This window comes from Vibrio sp. SCSIO 43153 (assembly GCF_023716625.1).
GTDB lineage: Bacteria > Pseudomonadota > Gammaproteobacteria > Enterobacterales > Vibrionaceae > Vibrio > Vibrio rotiferianus.
In genome coordinates this window covers 90,402-109,471 of sequence record NZ_CP071856.1, presented here as the reverse complement: position 1 = coordinate 109,471, position 19,070 = coordinate 90,402, and the positions used below count along the sequence as shown (strand labels likewise).

15 protein-coding genes are annotated in these 19,070 nt (G+C 46.5%); 8 read left to right on the top strand and 7 right to left on the bottom strand.

What is annotated here, in order from left to right; genetic code table 11:
- Window positions 1–29 precede the first annotated feature (29 nt).
- Window positions 30–1,325, bottom strand: a complete 1,296-nt coding sequence (locus J4N37_RS16620) for a serine hydroxymethyltransferase (protein ID WP_005451650.1) — start codon at window positions 1,323–1,325, stop codon at window positions 30–32.
- 379 nt (window positions 1,326–1,704) lie between these two features.
- Between J4N37_RS16620 and J4N37_RS16615 the strand changes: the two genes are divergently transcribed.
- Complete coding sequence (locus J4N37_RS16615; protein ID WP_010451970.1) at window positions 1,705–2,328, top strand: helix-turn-helix domain-containing protein; 624 nt, start codon at window positions 1,705–1,707, stop codon at window positions 2,326–2,328.
- A gap of 260 nt (window positions 2,329–2,588) precedes the next feature.
- The gene (gene gcvT / locus J4N37_RS16610; protein ID WP_252042806.1) at window positions 2,589–3,707 is read left to right on the top strand and encodes a glycine cleavage system aminomethyltransferase GcvT; all 1,119 of its coding nucleotides are present in this window, start codon (window positions 2,589–2,591) and stop codon (window positions 3,705–3,707) included.
- 210 nt (window positions 3,708–3,917) lie between these two features.
- Here the strand turns inward: gcvT and J4N37_RS16605 are convergent, their stop codons facing one another.
- Window positions 3,918–4,643 carry a TetR/AcrR family transcriptional regulator gene (locus tag J4N37_RS16605; RefSeq protein ID WP_038883999.1) on the bottom strand — a complete coding sequence of 242 codons (726 nt, stop codon included), beginning with the start codon at window positions 4,641–4,643 and terminating at the stop codon, window positions 3,918–3,920.
- A gap of 163 nt (window positions 4,644–4,806) precedes the next feature.
- Between J4N37_RS16605 and J4N37_RS16600 the strand changes: the two genes are divergently transcribed.
- The 4 genes from J4N37_RS16600 (at window position 4,807) to J4N37_RS16585 (ending at window position 10,968) form a co-directional block, all read left to right on the top strand.
- A complete protein-coding gene (locus J4N37_RS16600; protein ID WP_252042805.1) occupies window positions 4,807–5,880 on the top strand; it encodes an efflux RND transporter periplasmic adaptor subunit in 1,074 nt (357 codons plus the stop codon).
- Window positions 5,880–6,941, top strand: a complete 1,062-nt coding sequence (locus J4N37_RS16595) for an efflux RND transporter periplasmic adaptor subunit (RefSeq protein ID WP_005441949.1) — start codon at window positions 5,880–5,882, stop codon at window positions 6,939–6,941. Before J4N37_RS16600 ends, J4N37_RS16595 begins: the two co-directional genes overlap by 1 nt.
- Window positions 6,941–10,000: an efflux RND transporter permease subunit gene (locus J4N37_RS16590; RefSeq protein WP_252042804.1), complete on the top strand. Its 3,060-nt coding sequence runs from the start codon at window positions 6,941–6,943 to the stop codon at window positions 9,998–10,000. The genes J4N37_RS16595 and J4N37_RS16590 overlap by 1 nt, the downstream gene beginning before the upstream one ends.
- Window positions 10,001–10,254: 254 nt before the next feature.
- Window positions 10,255–10,968, top strand: coding sequence for a COG3650 family protein (locus tag J4N37_RS16585; protein WP_010451963.1), 714 nt, complete (start codon window positions 10,255–10,257; stop codon window positions 10,966–10,968).
- A 214-nt stretch (window positions 10,969–11,182) separates the two neighbouring features.
- Here J4N37_RS16585 and fruA read toward each other — a convergent pair whose 3' ends face one another.
- The 3 genes from fruA to fruB are packed head-to-tail and all read right to left on the bottom strand — an operon-like array spanning window position 11,183 to window position 15,067.
- Window positions 11,183–12,928, bottom strand: a complete 1,746-nt coding sequence (fruA, locus tag J4N37_RS16580; protein WP_252042803.1) for a PTS fructose transporter subunit IIBC — start codon at window positions 12,926–12,928, stop codon at window positions 11,183–11,185.
- A 19-nt stretch (window positions 12,929–12,947) separates the two neighbouring features.
- Window positions 12,948–13,922, bottom strand: coding sequence for a 1-phosphofructokinase (gene pfkB / locus J4N37_RS16575; RefSeq protein ID WP_252042802.1), 975 nt, complete (start codon window positions 13,920–13,922; stop codon window positions 12,948–12,950).
- Window positions 13,923–13,933: 11 nt separating this feature from the next.
- Window positions 13,934–15,067, bottom strand: coding sequence for a fused PTS fructose transporter subunit IIA/HPr protein (fruB, locus tag J4N37_RS16570; RefSeq protein WP_252042801.1), 1,134 nt, complete (start codon window positions 15,065–15,067; stop codon window positions 13,934–13,936).
- Window positions 15,068–15,483: 416 nt separating this feature from the next.
- On the opposite strand from fruB, the gene cra reads away from it, so the two are divergent.
- Window positions 15,484–16,479, top strand: a complete 996-nt coding sequence (gene cra / locus J4N37_RS16565) for a catabolite repressor/activator (protein WP_071234474.1) — start codon at window positions 15,484–15,486, stop codon at window positions 16,477–16,479.
- On the opposite strand, the gene J4N37_RS16560 is transcribed toward cra, so the two are convergent.
- Window positions 16,469–17,422, bottom strand: coding sequence for an endonuclease/exonuclease/phosphatase family protein (locus J4N37_RS16560; protein ID WP_252042800.1), 954 nt, complete (start codon window positions 17,420–17,422; stop codon window positions 16,469–16,471). The genes cra and J4N37_RS16560 overlap by 11 nt on opposite strands.
- Window positions 17,423–17,548: 126 nt before the next feature.
- Between J4N37_RS16560 and J4N37_RS16555 the strand changes: the two genes are divergently transcribed.
- Window positions 17,549–18,088, top strand: coding sequence for an RNA-binding S4 domain-containing protein (locus J4N37_RS16555; RefSeq protein WP_045385158.1), 540 nt, complete (start codon window positions 17,549–17,551; stop codon window positions 18,086–18,088).
- Between the two features lie 113 nt (window positions 18,089–18,201).
- Here J4N37_RS16555 and J4N37_RS16550 read toward each other — a convergent pair whose 3' ends face one another.
- Window positions 18,202–19,020 (bottom strand): EAL domain-containing protein, encoded by an 819-nt coding sequence (locus tag J4N37_RS16550; protein ID WP_252042799.1) that lies wholly within the window; start codon window positions 19,018–19,020, stop codon window positions 18,202–18,204.
- Window positions 19,021–19,070 lie beyond the last annotated feature (50 nt).

Sequence of the window (19,070 nt, the reverse complement as noted above, 5' to 3'; positions counted from 1 at the left end):
TCAGGATAGTTTCTGATTTAATAAATCTTTTATTGGTAAAGAGGGTAACGACTGCAAAGCTCTTTCACTTGCTTGCGTACGCGTTTTTCTACTTCTGCGTCACCTTCAGGGTTGTTCACCAAACCGTCCAGTACGTCACCAATCCAATTACCGATGAGTTTGAATTCTTCAGCGCCAAAGCCGCGGCTTGTACCCGCAGGCGTTCCTAAACGGATGCCCGATGTAATCATAGGCTTCTCTGTGTCGAATGGGATGCCATTTTTGTTACACGTGATACCTGCACGCTCTAGTGCTTCTTCTGCTTTGTTACCTTTCAAGCCTTTAGGGCGAAGGTCAACCAGCATCAAGTGCGTGTCTGTACCACCGGTTACGATGTCGCAACCGCGAGTTTGCAATACTTCCGCCAGAACTTTTGCGTTGTTGATCACTGAATCAATATAAGTTTTGAATTCAGGACCAAGCGCCTCACCGAACGCCACTGCTTTAGAAGCAATCACGTGCATCAGTGGGCCGCCTTGTAGACCTGGGAATACCGCTGAGTTGATTTTTTTAATGATGTCTTCGTGGTTGGTCAGAATCATACCGCCACGTGGGCCACGCAATGTTTTGTGCGTTGTGGTCGTAACAACGTGTGCGTGAGGAAGCGGGCTAGGGTGCGCGCCTGTTGCGATAAGACCGGCGATGTGTGCCATGTCGACCATAAGAATCGCGTTTACTTCGTCTGCGATTTCACGGAATTTTGCAAAGTCGATAGTACGTGGAATGGCACTACCGCCTGCGATGATCATTTTAGGTTGGTGCTCAAGTGCCAGTTGGCGAACGTCTTCGTAGTTGATTTCTAGTGTTTCGCGGTCAACGCCGTATTGAACTGCGTTAAACCATTTACCAGAAAGTGCAGGGCGCGCACCGTGTGTTAGGTGGCCACCTGCGTCTAGAGACATACCAAGAATGGTGTCGCCAGGCTGAAGTAGTGCCAGTTTTACTGCGCCGTTTGCTTGAGCGCCTGAGTGTGGTTGAACGTTTGCGTATTCACAATTGAAAAGTTTTTTCGCGCGTTCGATAGCAATGGCTTCCACTGTATCTACGTGCTCACAACCACCATAGTAACGGCGACCTGGGTAACCTTCAGCGTATTTGTTTGTTAGGCATGTGCCTTGAGCTTGCATTACCGCTTTAGAAACGATGTTCTCAGAAGCGATAAGTTCGATTTGTTCGTTTTGGCGAGCGAATTCTGCCTGAATTCCAGCAAAGACAGCGTCATCTGTCGCGGAGAGGTTGGTAGAGAAAAAGTTTTCCAAGCTGTGGTTAGGGTAACTCTTGTTCATGGTAGTTGACCTTCCAAATCTGAAAATGAACCCGCAGTAGAAATAGTTGTTTGATTGCGATGGTGGCTCATTTGTCCTCAAAACAGCTGAACTGCATAGCAGAACAGAGTGACTTTCGACCCGAATAAGTGGGTTAAAACTCCGCTGGATTGTGCTTTCTCCAGTCCAATCTCTAACGGAAATGTGCATCTCTACATCTAACAAGTTGGTAACATACCCCCTGAGGAACGAACAATCAACCAAAAATTTCCTATAGGAAACGAGATTTCTGGTTTTGTTAACAAGAGCACGCTTTAATTAACTCGGTGGACTTTTATCCACTATAGGGTTCATGCACAATGCTAATAGGAAGGAATAAAGAAGTTTTACAGAGGGATTTATGGCAGAAAGTATTTACGATGAATACCCGTCAATGACGTTGGCGAAAGAGCAGCAAGACCAGAATATAGAACCGCTTAAGCTCGGTCAGCGCATTAAAGATATCCGCTCTAAACTTGGTATCACGCTAGAAGAGGCGAGCCAACGTACTGGCCTTGCTCGTTCTACGCTAAGTAAGATCGAGAACGAACAGATTTCTCCAACGTTCCAAGCAATGCAAAAACTGGCACTTGGTCTGCAAATTGATATGCCGCAACTCTTTGAACCACCAAGGAAAAAGGTGGCGACAGGTCGTCGTGATATCACTAAGAAGAAAGAGGGTAAACCACACCCAACCCAAACCTACGAACACGAGCTGCTGGCGACTCAACTTTCCAATAAGAAAATGATGCCTTTTAAGAGCCAAATTCGTGCCCGCAGTTTTGATGAATACAAAGACTGGGTTCGTCATGATGGCGAAGAGTTTCTACTTATATTATCAGGCGAGGTTATGTTCTATTCGGAGTTCTATGAGCCTGTTGTATTAAGTGAAGGCGACAGTGTTTACTACGATGCGAACATGGGCCATATGTTGACCAGTGTGAGCGAAGAAGATGCGAACATTTTGTGGGTCACTGCCAAATAGTGATAAATAGTTGTAAATTTCCTATAGTGAAAGCAAACGATTGCTATTGGTTTTAAATGCGTTATCATGGCGCTCTATTGATGACATCTCACTCAATAGAGCGCCTTTTTTGTGCGGTTTATTGTGATTAAAATGTTAAAAGTCACACTTTTGAAAGTCGAGCGATGTCTTGTTCGTGCAAAATTGAATCAAGCGTGTTTATTATTGGAAACACATTGAATGCCGACAGCATTCTCGGGTCTATCTAAATGGAGACGAAAATGACTCAAGAACTTCTGAAAACACCACTGCATGCACTTCATGTTGAAGTAGGCGCAAAGATGGTCCCGTTCGCGGGTTACGACATGCCAGTTCAATACCCACTAGGCGTAAAGAAAGAACACTTACACACTCGTGATGCAGCAGGTCTGTTCGATGTTTCTCACATGGGTCAACTTCGTTTGATTGGTGATGGCGCAGCAGCGTTCTTAGAGACACTGGTTCCGGTTGATATTGTTGACTTAGGTGCGGGCAAGCAGCGTTATGCTTTCTTTACTAATGAGCAGGGTGGCATCATGGACGACTTGATGGTGGCTAACCTTGGCGATCATCTGTTTGTTGTTGTGAACGCAGCATGTAAAGAGCAAGACATTGCCCACCTTCAGGCGCATCTTCCTTCTGGCATTGAGCTAGAAATAATTGATGATCGCGCACTGCTTGCGATTCAAGGTCCTAAAGCGGCAGAAGTACTAGCGCGTTTCGCACCAGAAGTAGCAGAGATGCTGTTTATGGATGTTCGTAAATTAGAGCTACTTGGCGTTGAGTGCATTGTTTCTCGTAGTGGTTACACGGGCGAAGATGGTTACGAAATCTCTGTACCTGCAGATAAAGCAGAAGAGCTTGCTCGTAAGCTAACTGGTGAAGAAGAAGTAGAGTGGATCGGGCTTGGTGCTCGTGACTCACTTCGTCTTGAGTGTGGCTTGTGTCTATACGGTCACGACCTAGATACAACAACGACACCAGTTGAAGCAAGCTTACTATGGGGCATTCAAAAAGTGCGCCGTGCAGATGGTGAGCGTGCAGGTGGATTCCCTGGTGCAGACATCATTCTTAAGCAGATCGAAACGAAAGATGTTGTCCGTAAGCGTATCGGCCTCGTGGGTCAAACCAAAGCACCAGTACGTGAAGGTGCAGAGCTATTTGATGCAGAAGGTAACAAGATTGGTGTGGTAACCAGTGGTACAGCAGGCCCTAACGCAGGTAAGCCAGTATCAATGGGTTATGTACGCGCAGATCTTGCGGCGATCGGTACTGAGCTGTTTGCAGAAGTACGTGGCAAAAAACTACCAATGACGGTAGAGAAAATGCCGTTCGTACCGCAACGCTACTACCGTGGTTAATTAGCTTATTGATTTAGTTAGCTAATTAAAGCTCGTCACTCCAGCGAGACTAGGAATCTACCTCCCACGCGCTGTATAACTACAGGGTTGCGTTTAGTAATAAGTAACTATGAAGTAGGTTCCATTTTGCTTTCTCTCTGAAATGACCAGTACAAACAAAAATGCCGAGCTTAGTGCTCGGCATTTTTTATGTTCTTTTGAATAACTCGCTTATGCAGTGAGTTCTTCAATCGGGCAGCACATTTGCGTTACGATTTCGCTCAATTCACTTGGGTGGATCATGTCTTCTTTATTCACGCTGAACTGGTTCGCCATGATGGTGTTGAATAACTCCCAATGATTAAGCAGCATTTTTTCGCGATTGTTTGCATCTTCTGGCCATGTTTCTTGCATCATCGGGGTTAAGCTGATTGCGCCGTGTGCGAATACCAGCATTTGCCATTTTGATTCCCACTGGTCGATTTGATGCTCAGGGTACTCAACGTTGTACTCGGCAAATAGCTCGGTAAAGATGGCCGCGAACTCATCTTTTGATTTAAGGAAGTATTGCAGCAATGCATCGTCACCATGGCGGATTGCATCGGCAATCATCTGGATTGGATGTGGGTGTTTGAGCGCAAAGGCCAACATCCTTACCATAAATAGGTAGATTTTCTGATTAGACGGGGTGTTTGCTGGCATTTCATCAACCAACTGCGCCATGTAGCCTTGCATGAATTCATCCATGGCATCACTCACAGCTTGCCAGATTTTTTCTTTGCTGCCGAAGTGGTGGCGAATCAAACTATGGGAGACACCAGCCTTTTCACTGATGTTGCGAAGCGAGACGCGTTCGTACCCCAACTCACAGAACATATCCGCCGCAACTCTAAGAATAAGACACTTAGTTTGCTCAGCGGCTTCAGCACTTCTACGGCCTTGCTTTCTTTCTGTCATAGTTCGAATTTTCCCGAATATTAATCAACGCGCCTATTTTTACCAGAAACCACACTATTTGCCTAATTATTTTATTATCCACATGGAAAATATGTTGATCATTTTTTTATTGCTCCTATACTGCACATCTGTGTAGTAAATATTAAGTCGATGGAGAAAGCCAGTGCGAAAACAATATCTAAAGCGCACATTTGTCGGAGCCGCGGTGGCATTAAGCCTCGCTACGATGCTGACAGGGTGTAACAAAGCCGTATCAGAACCGTCCGAGCCATTAATCAAACCTGTGAAATTGCTTGCTGTTAATGATCTGACGGTTGCCGATTCTGATGCATTCCTTGCACGAATAGATGCAACCTACAGAGCCCAACTTTCATTTCAGGTAGGTGGCGAGATTGAGAAGTTGATCGTGCGAATGGGTGAAGAAGTGAAGCAGGGCGATGTGCTTGCAACGCTAGACCCTAAAGATTTGCAGTTGGCGCTTGATGCGTCACAGGCACAGTACTCTTTGGCTAAGACTCAGTGGGAACGCTCGAAGAGCTTGTACAACAAGAAGCTGATCAGTACAGACAGTTACGACCAACAAGAAACGCAATACAAAGCGGCACTGGCAAACTTAGAGCAAGCGAAAACCGATTTGAGCTACACAGAGATTCATGCGCCGTTTGATGGTGTGGTGTCTTATACCTACGTGAAGCCATACCAAGTGGTTGCTGCTAAGCAAGAAATCCTAAACCTAATCGACAACACCACTTTGGATGTATCGTTTACTTTGCCTGTGACTTACGCCGAAGCGGTGTCATTGAACTCACTTAAAGACGCAGAGATGTGGGTGACGATGGACAGCGAACCAAACAACCGCATCCAAGGCAAATTCAAAGAAATCTCTACTCAACCCAATGCCGATACCAATAGCTACGAAGCGATCGTGACCATTACTCGTCCTTCTGATCGTAACTTGCTAACGGGAATGACAGGCCAAGTACACATTGCGAAGCAAAACGTATCGAACGCGATGATGCTGCCAAATGCGGCTTGGGTGTCGAAAGACGCCGCTCATGGTGAGGTTTGGGTAATGGACAGCGATACACAGCAAGTGAATAAAGTGACCTTGTCACTAAATGCGAACGGTGCTGTGGAGTCGGGTCTGGATAAGAATGATTACGTTGTTATTGCAGGTGTTGAACGCCTAGTAGAAGGCCAAGTAGTGAAAGCTTGGGTTCGTGAGGAAGGTATCTAATGAAACGTTCATTATTCACAGTATCGGCTATCGCACTGGCGGTACTCACCGGTTGTAACAGCACAGACGAAGTGACCGCAGAGCAGCCTTTGTATGTCTCTACAGTTGCTGTTGATGTTCCAGTAAAAAGCCAATACCGCACATTCAAAGGCCAAGTCGTGCCTGCGGAACAAACGCCGATTGCATTCCGTCGCGCAGGCGAAGTTCAGCATGTGTTAGTCAAAGCGGGTGACACGGTTAAAGAAGGCCAGATGATCGCCAAGCTAGACGACAGCAAAGAGAAGCAAGCGGTAAACGATGCAGAAGCACAATACACGCTTGCGATTCGTCAGCTTAAACGTGGTGAAGAGCTACATAACCGCCAAATGATTTCTAAAGCGGAGTTAGATGAGCTAACGGCAAACAAAGAGCTAGCCGAAGCGAACTTCTACAACGCGACAAATCAATTGAACTACACACGTTTGTTTGCCCCGTTTGCGGGTAAGGTTTCTGATGTATTCAAAGAGCGTTTTGAGCGTGTTGCGATTGGCGAGCCGGTTTTAAACCTTTACCAAAGCGACAAAGTTTACGTTCGTATCGAACTGTCAGACAACGTGCTTGCGATGGTAAACCCAAATACACAAAGCATGAGCTACCAACCTCAAGCAACGTTCTCGGGTGACGCGAAATCTTATGCGTTGGATTATTTGGAGCACACCAGTGAGCCAAATGCTCAAACGCAAACCTACCAGATGTATTTAACCATGCCACAACCTGAGGAAGAGATTCTGCCGGGTACTAGCGTAAGCGTTGCAGTAGACATGGTGGCTGCGGGCATTACTTCTATTGATGGCTACAACATCCCAATGACTGCATTACAAGCGGGCAATCAAGATGGTGAGTTTTTCGTCTGGAAATTAAATGGTGACGCTGTCACTAAAGTGGAAGTAACTATCGACCAAGTTAATGGTGAAGGTGCGATTGTGTCATCAGGTGTTGCTCAAGGCGATGTATTAGTGAATTCCAGCTTACGCAAACTGCGCGAAGGTAAGCATGTGGATGTGGTGGAGAAACAACAATAATGAGCATTGCTGAATACTCAATTAAGAACAAAGTCATCAGCTGGCTGTTCATCGTTATTCTAGCGATCGGCGGTGTGACGTCGTTCCTAGAACTTGGTCGATTGGAGGACCCAGCATTTACCATCAAAGATGCGATGGTAATTGCGACTTATCCTGGTGCGACTTCTAAAGAAGTAGAAGAAGAGCTGACGTATCCGCTTGAGAAAGAGATTCGTAAGCTGCCTTATATCGATAAGATTACGTCGACGTCCTCAAGTGGTATGTCACAGATTATGGTGAGCATGAAGATGGATTACGGTCCGGATGAATTGCCGCAAATCTGGGATGAAATGCGCCGTAAAATCAACGATCTGCAACCAACTTTGCCGCAAGGCGTTCAATCTCTGCAAATCATTGATGACTTTGGTGACGTGTACGGTGTAATGCTTATGCTAACGGGTGATGACTACGATTATGTAGAACTGAAACGTTACGCAGACCAACTCACGCGTGAACTTGAACTGATCGATGGCGTGGGTAAAGTTGATATCGCTGGCGACCAACAAGAGATGCTGTTTGTTGAGATTTCATTGGATCGCTTAGCTGCTCTGAACCTCGACATGAATGTAATTTCTGGCTTGCTGAACCAACAGAACAATGTGGTTTCGGCAGGTGAGGTAATGGTAAACGGCGAGAGCCTTATTATTCGCCCAAGCGGTACATTAAACACCGTAGAAGCACTAGAAAACCTGATTATTCATGGTCGCGATACGGGTAACCTGATCCGCTTAAAAGATGTTGCAACCATCAGCCGTGGCATTCAAGAAAAGCCTGGCAATGTGCTGCTGTACAACGGTAAGAAAGCAATCAACATCGGTATTTCGTTTGCGTCTGGCGTAAACGTGGTAGAAGTCGGTCAACGTATTGAAGCTGAACTAGCAAGCCTTGAGACCATCAAGCCCGCTGGTATCGATATGAACTACTTCTACAACCAATCGCAAGAAGTAGACGATTCAGTTAAAGCGTTTGTTATTAGCTTGGCAGAAGCCGTGGCTATCGTAATCATCGTACTGCTGTTCACCATGGGTTTACGCAGTGGCGTGATCATCGGTCTGGTGCTGTTGTTGACGGTATTCGGTACCTTCATCTTGATGAACTACAACAACATTGAGCTACACCGTATCTCGCTTGGTGCGTTGATCATTGCACTCGGTATGCTGGTGGACAACGCCATCGTGGTGGTCGAGGGGATATTGGTTGGTCTTAAGAAAGGGCGAACCAAAGTTCAAGCCGCAACAGACATTGTGAAACAAACTCAGTGGCCGCTGCTTGGTGCGACAGTCATTGCTATTACCGCGTTTGCGCCTATCGGTCTGTCACAAGATGCGACCGGTGAGTTCATGGGCTCTCTGTTCTGGGTTCTGTGTTTCTCGCTATTCTTGAGTTGGATTACGGCGATTACGCTAACGCCATTCCTAGCTGATCTTCTATTGAAAGAAGAAGACAAGAACGCAGATGCAGAAGACGAAGACCCGTACAAAGGTTGGTTGTTCGTCGCGTTTGGTGCGTCTCTTAAACTTGCGCTTCGTTTCCGTTGGTTAACGGTAGCAGGCATGATAGCGCTGCTAGTTGGTGCTGTGGTTGCGTTTGGTAGTGTGAAGCAACAGTTCTTCCCGCCGTCAAACACGCCGATGTTCTACGTTGATATGTGGATGCCAGAGGGCACTGACATTCGCGAGACCATCAAGAAAGCGGAAGAAGTTGAAAGCTACATCCGTACTCAAGACAACATTGATTTTGTTTCAGCGTCGATTGGTCAAGGTTTGCAGCGTTTCGCTCTGACTTACCAACCAGAGAAGAGCTACGAAGCCTACGCACAGTTCCAAGTTCGTACTACGGACCGTGAGAACATGTTTGAGCTTCTTCATAAGCTCGACGACAACCTAGCGAAGACGTTCGACAAGCCAACGTTCCAGTTCAAGTTGATGGAATTCGGCCCGTCGCCAGCGTCTAAGATTGAAGCGCGTATTACTGGCCCAGATCCACAAGTACTACGTGAGCTTGCGGTACAAGTAGAAGATATTCTTCATACTGACCCAGGTGCTCGTAACATCCGTCACGACTGGCGTGAGCGCACTAAAGAGCTAGTACCTGTATTTAACGAATCGAAAGCACGCCGTTTAGGTATCTCGAAAGAAGATCTTTCAAGCACACTACAAATGGCGTTTGGTGGTAGCACACTGGGCTTCCTTCGCGATGGTACGCATATTCTGCCTATCATGACGCGTCTGCCAGAAGCGGAACGTGTTGATTTTGAATCACTGCAGAACGTGAATATCTGGAGTCCATCGCTTCAAAGCTACATTCCAGTCGACCAAGTGATTAATGGAGTGAAACTGGATTGGGAAGAGCCGTTAATTCAGCGTCGTGACCGCAAGCGTACTCTAACGGTGTTAGCTGACCACGATGTGCTGAGTGACGATACCGCGGCAAGCTTGTTTGCACGTGTACAACCGAAAGTAATGGCGCTGCACATTCCTGAAGGCTACGAAATTACGTGGGGCGGTGAATACGAATCATCGAAAGATGCACAAGAAGGTCTGTTTGGTTCGTTGCCGATGGGTTACTTGTTGATGTTCATCATTACGATGCTGCTGTTTAACTCACTTAAGAAACCACTGGTTATTTGGTTTACGGTTCCGCTATCAATTATCGGTGTTTCGTTTGGTTTGTTAACCACTAACATGCCATTCAGCTTTACCGCGTTCCTTGGTTTATTGAGTTTGAGCGGTATGATTCTGAAAAACGGTATCGTACTTCTAGACCAAATCAACCTTGAGCTAGAGTCGGGCAAGGATCCTTACTTAGCGATTGTTGACAGTGCAATTAGCCGCGTACGTCCAGTAAGCATGGCAGCACTAACAACGATTCTGGGTATGATTCCATTGGTGTTCGATGCGTTCTTTGGCTCAATGGCAATTACGATTATGGCAGGCCTTGGTTTTGCTACAGTGCTTACGTTGATTGTTGTCCCAGTCATGTTTGCAATTCTGTTTAAGATCAAACCAACCACTGCATAAGGGACTTCCTGGCTTTTATTATTGTCAGATTCCTGCCTAGCCCTGGGGACTTTCCTCAGGGCTTTTTTGATCTTGGCGTATAGGGACGAGAATCGAGGTACGAGAGGAAGAAGACAGAGACGAGAAGAAGATAAAGTCGAAAAGGAGGGCTGGTGGTTTGATGCACACCTTGCTGATTTTTATGATTTTCTTACAAGCGATTGAGCAATCATGGGTATACTTATGTTAATTCATCAATATAAGAGCGAACGCAAATGAACAATCGCGGATTACAAGGACTCTTCCTTTTAGGTTCACTAACGCTTATTGGCTGTTCTTCTACAGACGGCATTTCTACCGATAATGCTGACTCCCAAGCCTCTGTTGAGGTAAAAAGCGCCGATGCAGCGACCATTGCAACTTGGATAGACCAAAGCGTTTTGATGCCGCAGGGGCTTTCTTTGGAGACTGACAAGATCCGATACATGACTGGGTCTGCTGATTTGAACAGCGATGGTTCAGCAGAGCACTTTGTCCTTCTTCAAGATCGTTACTTCTGCGGAAGTGGCGGTTGTGCAGCCTACATGTTCGATAACAGCGGCAAGGTGATCAATCGTATGTCGGTGACCAGAACGCCCGTGGTATTAGCAGACAGCTTCAGCAATGGTTGGCAAGACTTTATTGTGTGGAGTAACGGTGCATACCGCCAAATGAGCTTTAATGGTGAGTCTTACCCAAGTAATCCGTCGTTAGAGCCTAAGGTTGATCGTGATACCAATGTACAAGCTGCTATTGCTTATGTAATGGCGACAGAGCTGTACCAACAAGATGGTTACGATATTTTGCCTGCGGATGATAAAGAGATCTGGACGCCAGCAAATATATACCACTTCACGTTTAAGCATTATGGAGACCCACACAGTGTGTATCAGGCCACGGTCAATATCGACAGTGGGGATGTGGATATCGAATCGGTACCGATGCAATAAAGCGACTTGTTAAACAAGAAAAGGGCGAACACTTATTATAAGCGTTCGCCCTTTGTTTTAGGTGCTCATGTACGCGATATGGTGTTTGCTTCCTAAGGCTTTCGAGGTTACTAGGGCATAATAAAAAACACCTCCCAATGCCGAAGCGAGAGGGAGGTGTCGAATGCCAAATCGAGGGAGGCATTGTTAACTGTTATTTAATCGCTGTTTGCGATTAAGCTGCAGCTTGTTGTTTCGCTTCTGATTTGTTCTTTAGGAACGCGTAAGTGAAGCCCGTTACTGCTGTACCTGCTGCAATTGCTACCAAGTACATCAGTACTGGAGAGATTGCGTTAGGGATTAGCAGTACGAATAGACCACCGTGTGGTGCCATCAGTTTTGCACCGAACAGCATAGATAGTGCACCTGTTAGTGCGCCACCAGCCATACATGATGGGATAACACGCATTGGATCTTTCGCTGCGAATGGGATTGCACCTTCAGAGATAAAGCACAGACCAAGAACGAATGATGCTTTACCCGCTTCACGCTCGCTTTGCTCAAACTTGTTCTTAGCAAGGAATGTAGCAAGGCCCATACCAAGTGCTGGAACCATACCTGCTGCCATGATTGCCGCCATTGGTGCGTAAGTTTGCGAAGCCAATAGACCCACACCGAATGCGTAAGCGGCTTTGTTTACCGGACCACCAAGGTCGAAACACATCATTGCGCCAAGGATAATACCCAGTAGAACTGCGCTGTCAGAACCCATGTTGTTTAGGAAGTCAGTTAGGCCGTTCATGATGCCTGAAACCGGGCCACCTACGATGTAAATCATCACCAGACCAGTGAACAGTGTCGCCACGAATGGAATGATCAGAATCGGTTTAAGCGCTTCCATTGATTGTGGAAGTTTTACTTTGTCGGCTAGGAACTTCGCTGCGTAACCGGCAATGAAACCTGCTGCGATACCTCCAAGGAAACCTGCGCCAGTTGAGCTAGCAAGCATACCGCCAACTAGACCCGGAGCAAGACCCGGACGGTCAGCGATAGAGAAGGCGATGTAACCAGCAAGTACCGGAATCATCAGAGCGAATGCCGAGCCGCCACCGATGTTCATCAGTGCTGCTGCTAGCGTGCCTTCTTCTTTAAACGCTTCGATACCAAATACGAAGGATAGGGCGATGATCAAACCACCTGCAACCACAACAGGAAGCATGTGCGATACACCTGTCATTAGGTGTTTGTATGCGCCTTTCTTCTCTTCTGTTGCTGATGATGCGCTAGAAGAGCCAGAGTGTTGGTATACGCTTGCTTGTTCAAACGCTTTGTCCATCTCTTCAGCCGTTTTCTTAAGAGCTGGACCAGTCTTAGTGCGGTACATCTTCTTGCCGTTGAAGCGGTCTAGAGGCACTTCAATATCGGCTGCGATGATCACTAGATCTGCGTCTGCGATTTCTTGGTCAGTCAGTTGGTTTTTTGCCCCTACTGAACCACGCGTTTCCACTTTGATTTGGTGACCACGACGTTTGCCTTCTTCTTCGAGCGCTTCTGCTGCCATGAAGGTGTGTGCAACGCCTGTAGGACATGCTGTGATCGCAACAATCTTCTTCGTTGCTGATGCGCTTTCTGCTGGTGCTGCTACTTGTGCCGTAACTGTGGTTGCTTGCTCTAGTGTTGCCGCGCTATTAACTGCAGCTTGTAAGAAAGCGGATGCGTCTTTTGCAACGGTGCTGATATCTGCTTGGTAGACTTTTTTACCTACGAAACGAGAAGTATCAACTGGAGTGTTAGCCGCAATTACGATCGCTTCTGCTTGTTCAATGTCAGCGTCTGTCAGTAGCGTTGGTTCAACGATGTTTGATTGGCATTCAATCTTAGCGTTCCAACCCAGCTTCGCCGCTGCTTGTTCTAGTAGGCCTGCCGCTATGATGCTGTTCGCAACACCACTTGGACAAGCTGTAATAATGGCAATATTCATACTGATAACCTTCTGTTCCTTAGTTTTTGTCTAAGTTCGTATTAGGGTAAAGCTCGCTTACTTGCGTTTGGAGCTTGATGTTCTCCAGTTCTTCCTGACTGGTTAGGCCAACGCCAACTTGGCTCACTGCTAGGGCAGAAAGCGCTGTAGCGAAGCGCAGTAAATCGTTTTTCGGCATCACTTGCATGTGACCCCAGCACAAGCCCGCGACAAGCGTATCGCCGGCGCCAACGGTGCTAACTACATTCATTCGTGGTGGTTGGGCACGCAGCCATTCACCTTGGTTAAGCCACATCACGCCGTCTGCACCCATAGAAACCACGATGTTCTCAATGCCTTTATCGCTTAGCCTTTGTGCTGCTGCTTGGCATTGCTCTGGTGTGGTTAGGTGCTCGCCAACGAAATCGCTTAGCTCTTCGTCGTTTGGTTTGATTAACCAAGGGTGCGCGTCGATACCTGCACGCAACGCTGCTTTGCTGCTATCGAACAGTACTTTTTTGCCTTGCTGATGTAGCTTTTCAATCCACGCTGCACATTGCTCTGCGGTTACGCCGCCTGGTAGGCTGCCAGCAAGTACGAAATAGTCGTGTGTCTCTGCTAGGCGGAATAGTGTTTGTTCAAAGCGCTCAATTTCTTCTGCCGTTACTTGAACACCAGGGAAGTTGATGTCGCTCACTTGGCCACTAGCTTCCACCAATTTTACGTTGATACGCGTTGCGCCTTCGACTTCAACAAATTCGTTTTTCACTTTGATGTCGTCGAATAGCTGGTGGAATAGCTCTGGGTTGTCTTTGCCAAGAAAGCCTGTTACGGTCACGTCTGCGCCTAGGTCACTCAGTACCTTCGCCACGTTTACGCCTTTGCCTGCTGCATGCAGGTTGCTCTTTTCTACAAGGCTAACTGAACCTACTTTTAGCGAGTCCAATGAGCCAGTTAGATCAAGGGCTGGGTTAAGCGTGATGGTAACGACTTTGTTTGTTTTCAATACGGTCATTCTCTCGCTCCTTAACCTTCACCAAGACCAGAAGCGATCGCTTTACCGATAGACTCAATTGCCATCTCTGCATCTGGGCCTTCAGCAGAGAATTGAAGATGGTGGCCGTGTTTCACGCCAAGTGCGATAACTTTCATTAGGCTCTTCGCATTTACCGCTTTGCCATCACCGTCAAGGTTTGCTACTCGAATGTTCGATTCAAATTTCTTCGCTTCAGCAACCAGCATTGCACCTGGACGAGCGTGTAGGCCGTGAGCATTCTTGATCTTGAATACCGCTGTATTGCCATCTTCAGCCGCTTCAGTAGCCATTTCTTCGCCTTTGAATAGAGCAAGAATCTGTTCAGCAGACGCATCAAGTAGTTTGTTGTGTTCATTGTTAAACACAAGCTTAGAAATTGTGCTTAAGATAGATTGATGTGCGTTGTTGCAAGCAGCAAAAGCGACTAGAGCGCGAACTTTCTCGCGTTCAAACTCACAGAAGTTGGCGGTTGACACAAAAGCAACGCCAGTGCGAGTGACTTGCTTATCGCTACCAACTAGCCATAGGCCTTGGCCAAGGTGCGTCGGTGTTTTCGTTACTAGGTCAGCTACAAACTCTGTACCAGCACAACCTGTGTTTTTAAGTAGGCCCCCCGCAACCGCGCTCATTTGAACCATGTCGCTTGCTGGGAACTGAAGCTGAATCAAAGATGCATCGAAATCCGCTTCGAGTTGAACATCGCCATGAAGTAGGGCGATGATGTCGTCTTCACTTTTCGCATCACGTAGACGTGCTTCAACACCGTCAGCACCCAATACTTTGGTTAGCTGCTTAAGAATGCCTAAGTGTTCATCTGATTTTGCTGCGATACCGATAGCAACGAATACTTTATTGCCGTCACCCCATTCAACGCCTTCTGGGAAGTGGTGAACCGCAACGCCAGTGGTTTTCACCATTGAACGTGTATCGGTTGTTCCATGTGGAATCGCAATACCGTTACCCAAGAATGTTGAGTTTTGGTTTTCACGGTTTAGCATGCCTTCTACGTAGCCTTGTTCAACCAGACCTTTGTCTGTCAGGCTTTGAGCGATGTTTTTGATCGCTTCAAACTTATCTGTAGCGGTTTGAGATAGGGTAATGTCGTTCTTACTTAGCTTAAGCATGGTGCTTCTCCAGCCTTAAGGTATCTATTTCTAATTCATCTTGGTTACGCAGTGCGCTTATCTATGCGTAACGCCGTTTATCTGTTGTTTGCTGACGCGGTGTATCTCTTGCTGCGCAGTATGCTTATCAATATAAGCTGCTTAACAATGAACTGAATCGATTCAGCAATTGGGCAAATTTTTAAAGCATTCAGCGAAACCGTTTTTAAAATCATAGGGTAATCAATCATTGCTTTATTGTGTCTATAGCTTCGTAAAGCGAGTCTGCAATGGGTGATTTTGGTGATTCTCGTCAATTTTTGAGTTTTGCTGAATCCTTTCAGCTTTTATACTGAATCGGTTCAGCATATAATTCAACTTATCGAAGGATCATTGATGTATTAATATGATCCTGCGCACAGAATAAGGCTTACGATATGACACTGGATGAGATAGCAAAATTGGCTGGGGTTTCTAAGACCACAGCAAGCTATGTGATTAACGGAAAAGCGCAGAAGTACCGCATTAGCGAGAAGACCCAAAAGAAAGTGATGGCGGTGGTTGAGCAATACAACTACAAGCCGGATCACGCCGCGTCTTCACTGCGGGCAGGCAATTCACGCTCGTTCGGATTAATCATTCCTGATTTAGAGAACACCAGTTACGCACGTCTAGCAAAGCTGATTGAGCAGAACTCGCGTAAAGCGGGCTATCAGATTCTAATTGGTTGTTCAGATGACAATCCACAAACTGAAGAGAAGGTCGCGGAAGCGCTGGTTAGTCGCCGCATTGATGCGTTGTTTGTAGCGAGCAGTATGCCAGCAGCCAGCGAGTATTACTTAAAGCTGCAAAACTCGGGCACGCCAGTTATCGCACTCGACCGTCCTATGGATGATGAACACTTTTGCTGTGTGATCAGTGAAGATTTCGATGCGGCATTTGAACTTACCGAATCGGTGCTGTCTTCGGAAATTGAATCCATCGGTTTGATTGGCGCATTGGAAGAGCTTCAAGTTTCTAAAGAGCGTGAACTGGGTTTCCGTTCTGCTTGCCAGCAAGAGGGGAAAAAGGTGCTTGTGGGTTATGGCCAGCACTTCTCTCGTGAGGAAGGCAAGAAAGTGCTGGAAGAGTGGATTGCAAAAGGCCAACTACCTGATGCGGTAGTGACCATGTCTTACACTTTATTGGAAGGCGTGTTGGACGTGATGTTAGAAAAGCCAGAACTGATGGGCAAAGTACGTTTGGCCACCTTTGGTGATAACCGCTTACTGGACTTCTTGCCAATCAAAATCAACTCGCTACCACAGCAATTTGAGCTGATTGCCGACAGCGCAATGGAGCTTGCACTTAACGCTTCAGCGAAACGATATAAAGCGGGTGTAGAGTTGATTCCGCGTAAGATTGTAAAGCGCCACACCGACGCTAAAGCTTAATTTCTACCGTCAGCGCCACAAACGCGTGGTCGCTGGCGTTCTTATCTCTCTCAAACGACGGATTGATTAAGTGCGAATCCAGCACTTGGTAGTCTGTTACTTCCGCTATTGATACATCGGCATGTGCATCAAACTCCTGCGACAGTAAGATGTAATCCAACACGTTTCCTTTGGCAAAATGGTAGTGTGTCGCCGGTCGTGACTCTAGCAACGGTGACATTTGTAACTCCCAGCCATCGTTGAGTTGTAAATCAGTGACGCTGTCACCGTAATGCTCGGTCAAAACATCGTTAACGCCCGTTGGAGTGATGGCTTGGTTCATGTCGCCCATTAATACTGTCGGCATAGGAATCAATGCGTACTGCCTTTGCATGGCGTCGCGCAGCATTGCTGCTTCCCAACCCCTTTGTTGTGTCGATAGCCATCGGGCAATCGGTCGGCTTGCTTGTTCAGGTGTATCTGAGTCTGCAGGGCGTTGTGACTTCAAATGTGTGACGTACACAGAGATATGCCCAATGATAGGGTGAACAATGCAGGCGCGAACGGGTTTGCGGCTGAAAGTTGGCGCGTCAATTTCACCGAAGGAATTTAGTGTCTCTTTATCGAATGTAACTGCTTCAAAGCTTTCAATCGGAAAGCGTGAGGCGACAGCAACAACAGGGCGAGAGTAGATGTAATCGCCTTCGATATGTGGCGTGTCGACCGTGGCAAAGTACTCGTAACCTATTTCGGCAAAGAAGGCTTTGGTCTCTTCTATGCTAAATACTTCTTGTAAGCCAATGACATCAGGATCGAGCTGTTCGAATTGCGATTTGGTCCAAGCGAGTTTGTCGTGCCAATCATCGAGTGAGTAGATGTTCTCGAAATCATAATACGCACCAGGTGGAGCAATAAAGTTAAACAGGTTGGCGCTGGCAAAGGTAATGTGGTTCTTATTAGACAAAATATCGCTCGTTCAAGGAGTTATTGGGTGAGTATATACCCAATTGGACAAGTTGAGTGAAGATCACGTTTCTATTTGTACGCATTCCGTTTAAACTCCGTTCATCAAGAAAAATGAGTAATGAACATGACCCAAGATTACGAACACGAAGAGTATTTAGAAGGCGAAGAGATTGAGATCGAAGCGATCGGTATCGACGTTGACGCGCACCCAATTGAGCTGTACAAGCTTTTCAAAATCGCAAACTTGGTGAGTGGCGGTGGTGAAGCAAAACACATCATCGAAGAAGGTTACGTAGCGGTAAATGGTGAGCTAGAAACGCGTAAACGTCGCAAAATGTACGACGGTGATTTCTTCGAGTTCAACCAAGAATATTATGTCGTTGTGTGTGATGCGCCAGTGACTGAGCCGGAAACTGCAGAGCAAAAAGCAGAGAAGAAGGCGAAGAAAGAAGCGCAAGCGGCACGTAAAGAAAAGTCTCGCTCGAAAAAGAGCGAGAAAGCGAACGTTAAGGGCCCTAAATCGACGGGTCGTAAAGCGGCACACAAAGAGCGTAAAGCTCAGCAAGAAGCTCTGTCGCAGTCAGCTAAGAAAGGTAAGAAAGCGGACAAGCCTCAAGCGGTTCGCGATCCTAAGAGTGGTCGTAACTCCATCGACTTCTTCTAAGCGTTTCCTTTCGATATTAAAATCGACGTAAACAGAAAAGCACCGCCTTGGTGAGTAACCTAGGCGGCGCTTTTGTATCTAAAACGATTTAATCTGTATCTTCGATAATGCGTTTAATGCAGAACTTTGGCATTGGCTTTTTGCACTGTCCAATGGTGGATTGATTTCGGTTTTCCTAGATAGAACCCTTGATAAAAGTCTACACAGAGCGCTTGCATTGCAGCCAGTTGGTTCTCTTGCTCGACGCCTTCAATCACAACCTTCGCGCCTAAATTCTGTGCGAGCTCCATAGCGCTGAAGACGGCATCTTCGTTACCATTGCAGAACTCTAATAAATAAGAACGGTCAATCTTGATAATATCAGGACAGAGCTGAAGAACTCTTTTTTGGTCGGAATACTGGGCGCCGTAGTCGTCAATCGCGAATAGGAAACCACTGGCTTTGAGCTTTTCGACGGCTTTTATGAGGCTTTCTGTTTCTTCACAATGCTGTTCAATTACTTCAAAAACAACGTCGCTCGTCTCCATATTAAGGGCTTTTAAACGTTGATAAAGCAACCCTGTATCTTTGAACCCCATATCGGTGGTTAACGTGAGTAGGGCGGCAGGCATGACGTTTAAGAACAACTTAACCCCAGAACCAGCAAAGTGCTTGGCAAAATTTCGTATATGGATAGCGCGACTTAGGAATTCTACGGCAAGACGGAAACTATTATCCCAACTGTTGTCGGAGAAGAAGATGTCTGGTCGGATTGAAACACCATCTACGGTTTCGATACGAAGGAGAGCCTCCATACCAATGAGTGTTCTTGAGTGGTCAAAAATGGGCTGATATACGCTTCTAAAGACAAATTGATGAAGATGCACACAATGCTCTCCATTCTCGTCAATCCGAATATAGCGTTCATAATCAGATTGTTTTGTTAGCTCCATGCTATGTACCGAATGCTATTCATATTTTCAATGTAACAATATGAGGGTTC

What these genes read in the sequence shown, in the direction of transcription:
- J4N37_RS16620 (WP_005451650.1), bottom strand. Translation starts at nt 1,325, where the DNA reads ATGAACAAGAGTTACCCTAACCACAGCTTGGAAAACTTTTTCTCTACC.
- J4N37_RS16615 (WP_010451970.1), top strand. Translation starts at nt 1,705, where the DNA reads ATGGCAGAAAGTATTTACGATGAATACCCGTCAATGACGTTGGCGAAA.
- gcvT (WP_252042806.1), top strand. Translation starts at nt 2,589, where the DNA reads ATGACTCAAGAACTTCTGAAAACACCACTGCATGCACTTCATGTTGAA.
- J4N37_RS16605 (WP_038883999.1), bottom strand. Translation starts at nt 4,643, where the DNA reads ATGACAGAAAGAAAGCAAGGCCGTAGAAGTGCTGAAGCCGCTGAGCAA.
- J4N37_RS16595 (WP_005441949.1), top strand. Translation starts at nt 5,880, where the DNA reads ATGAAACGTTCATTATTCACAGTATCGGCTATCGCACTGGCGGTACTC.
- J4N37_RS16590 (WP_252042804.1), top strand. Translation starts at nt 6,941, where the DNA reads ATGAGCATTGCTGAATACTCAATTAAGAACAAAGTCATCAGCTGGCTG.
- J4N37_RS16585 (WP_010451963.1), top strand. Translation starts at nt 10,255, where the DNA reads ATGAACAATCGCGGATTACAAGGACTCTTCCTTTTAGGTTCACTAACG.
- fruA (WP_252042803.1), bottom strand. Translation starts at nt 12,928, where the DNA reads ATGAATATTGCCATTATTACAGCTTGTCCAAGTGGTGTTGCGAACAGC.
- pfkB (WP_252042802.1), bottom strand. Translation starts at nt 13,922, where the DNA reads ATGACCGTATTGAAAACAAACAAAGTCGTTACCATCACGCTTAACCCA.
- fruB (WP_252042801.1), bottom strand. Translation starts at nt 15,067, where the DNA reads ATGCTTAAGCTAAGTAAGAACGACATTACCCTATCTCAAACCGCTACA.
- cra (WP_071234474.1), top strand. Translation starts at nt 15,484, where the DNA reads ATGACACTGGATGAGATAGCAAAATTGGCTGGGGTTTCTAAGACCACA.
- J4N37_RS16555 (WP_045385158.1), top strand. Translation starts at nt 17,549, where the DNA reads ATGACCCAAGATTACGAACACGAAGAGTATTTAGAAGGCGAAGAGATT.
- J4N37_RS16550 (WP_252042799.1), bottom strand. Translation starts at nt 19,020, where the DNA reads ATGGAGCTAACAAAACAATCTGATTATGAACGCTATATTCGGATTGAC.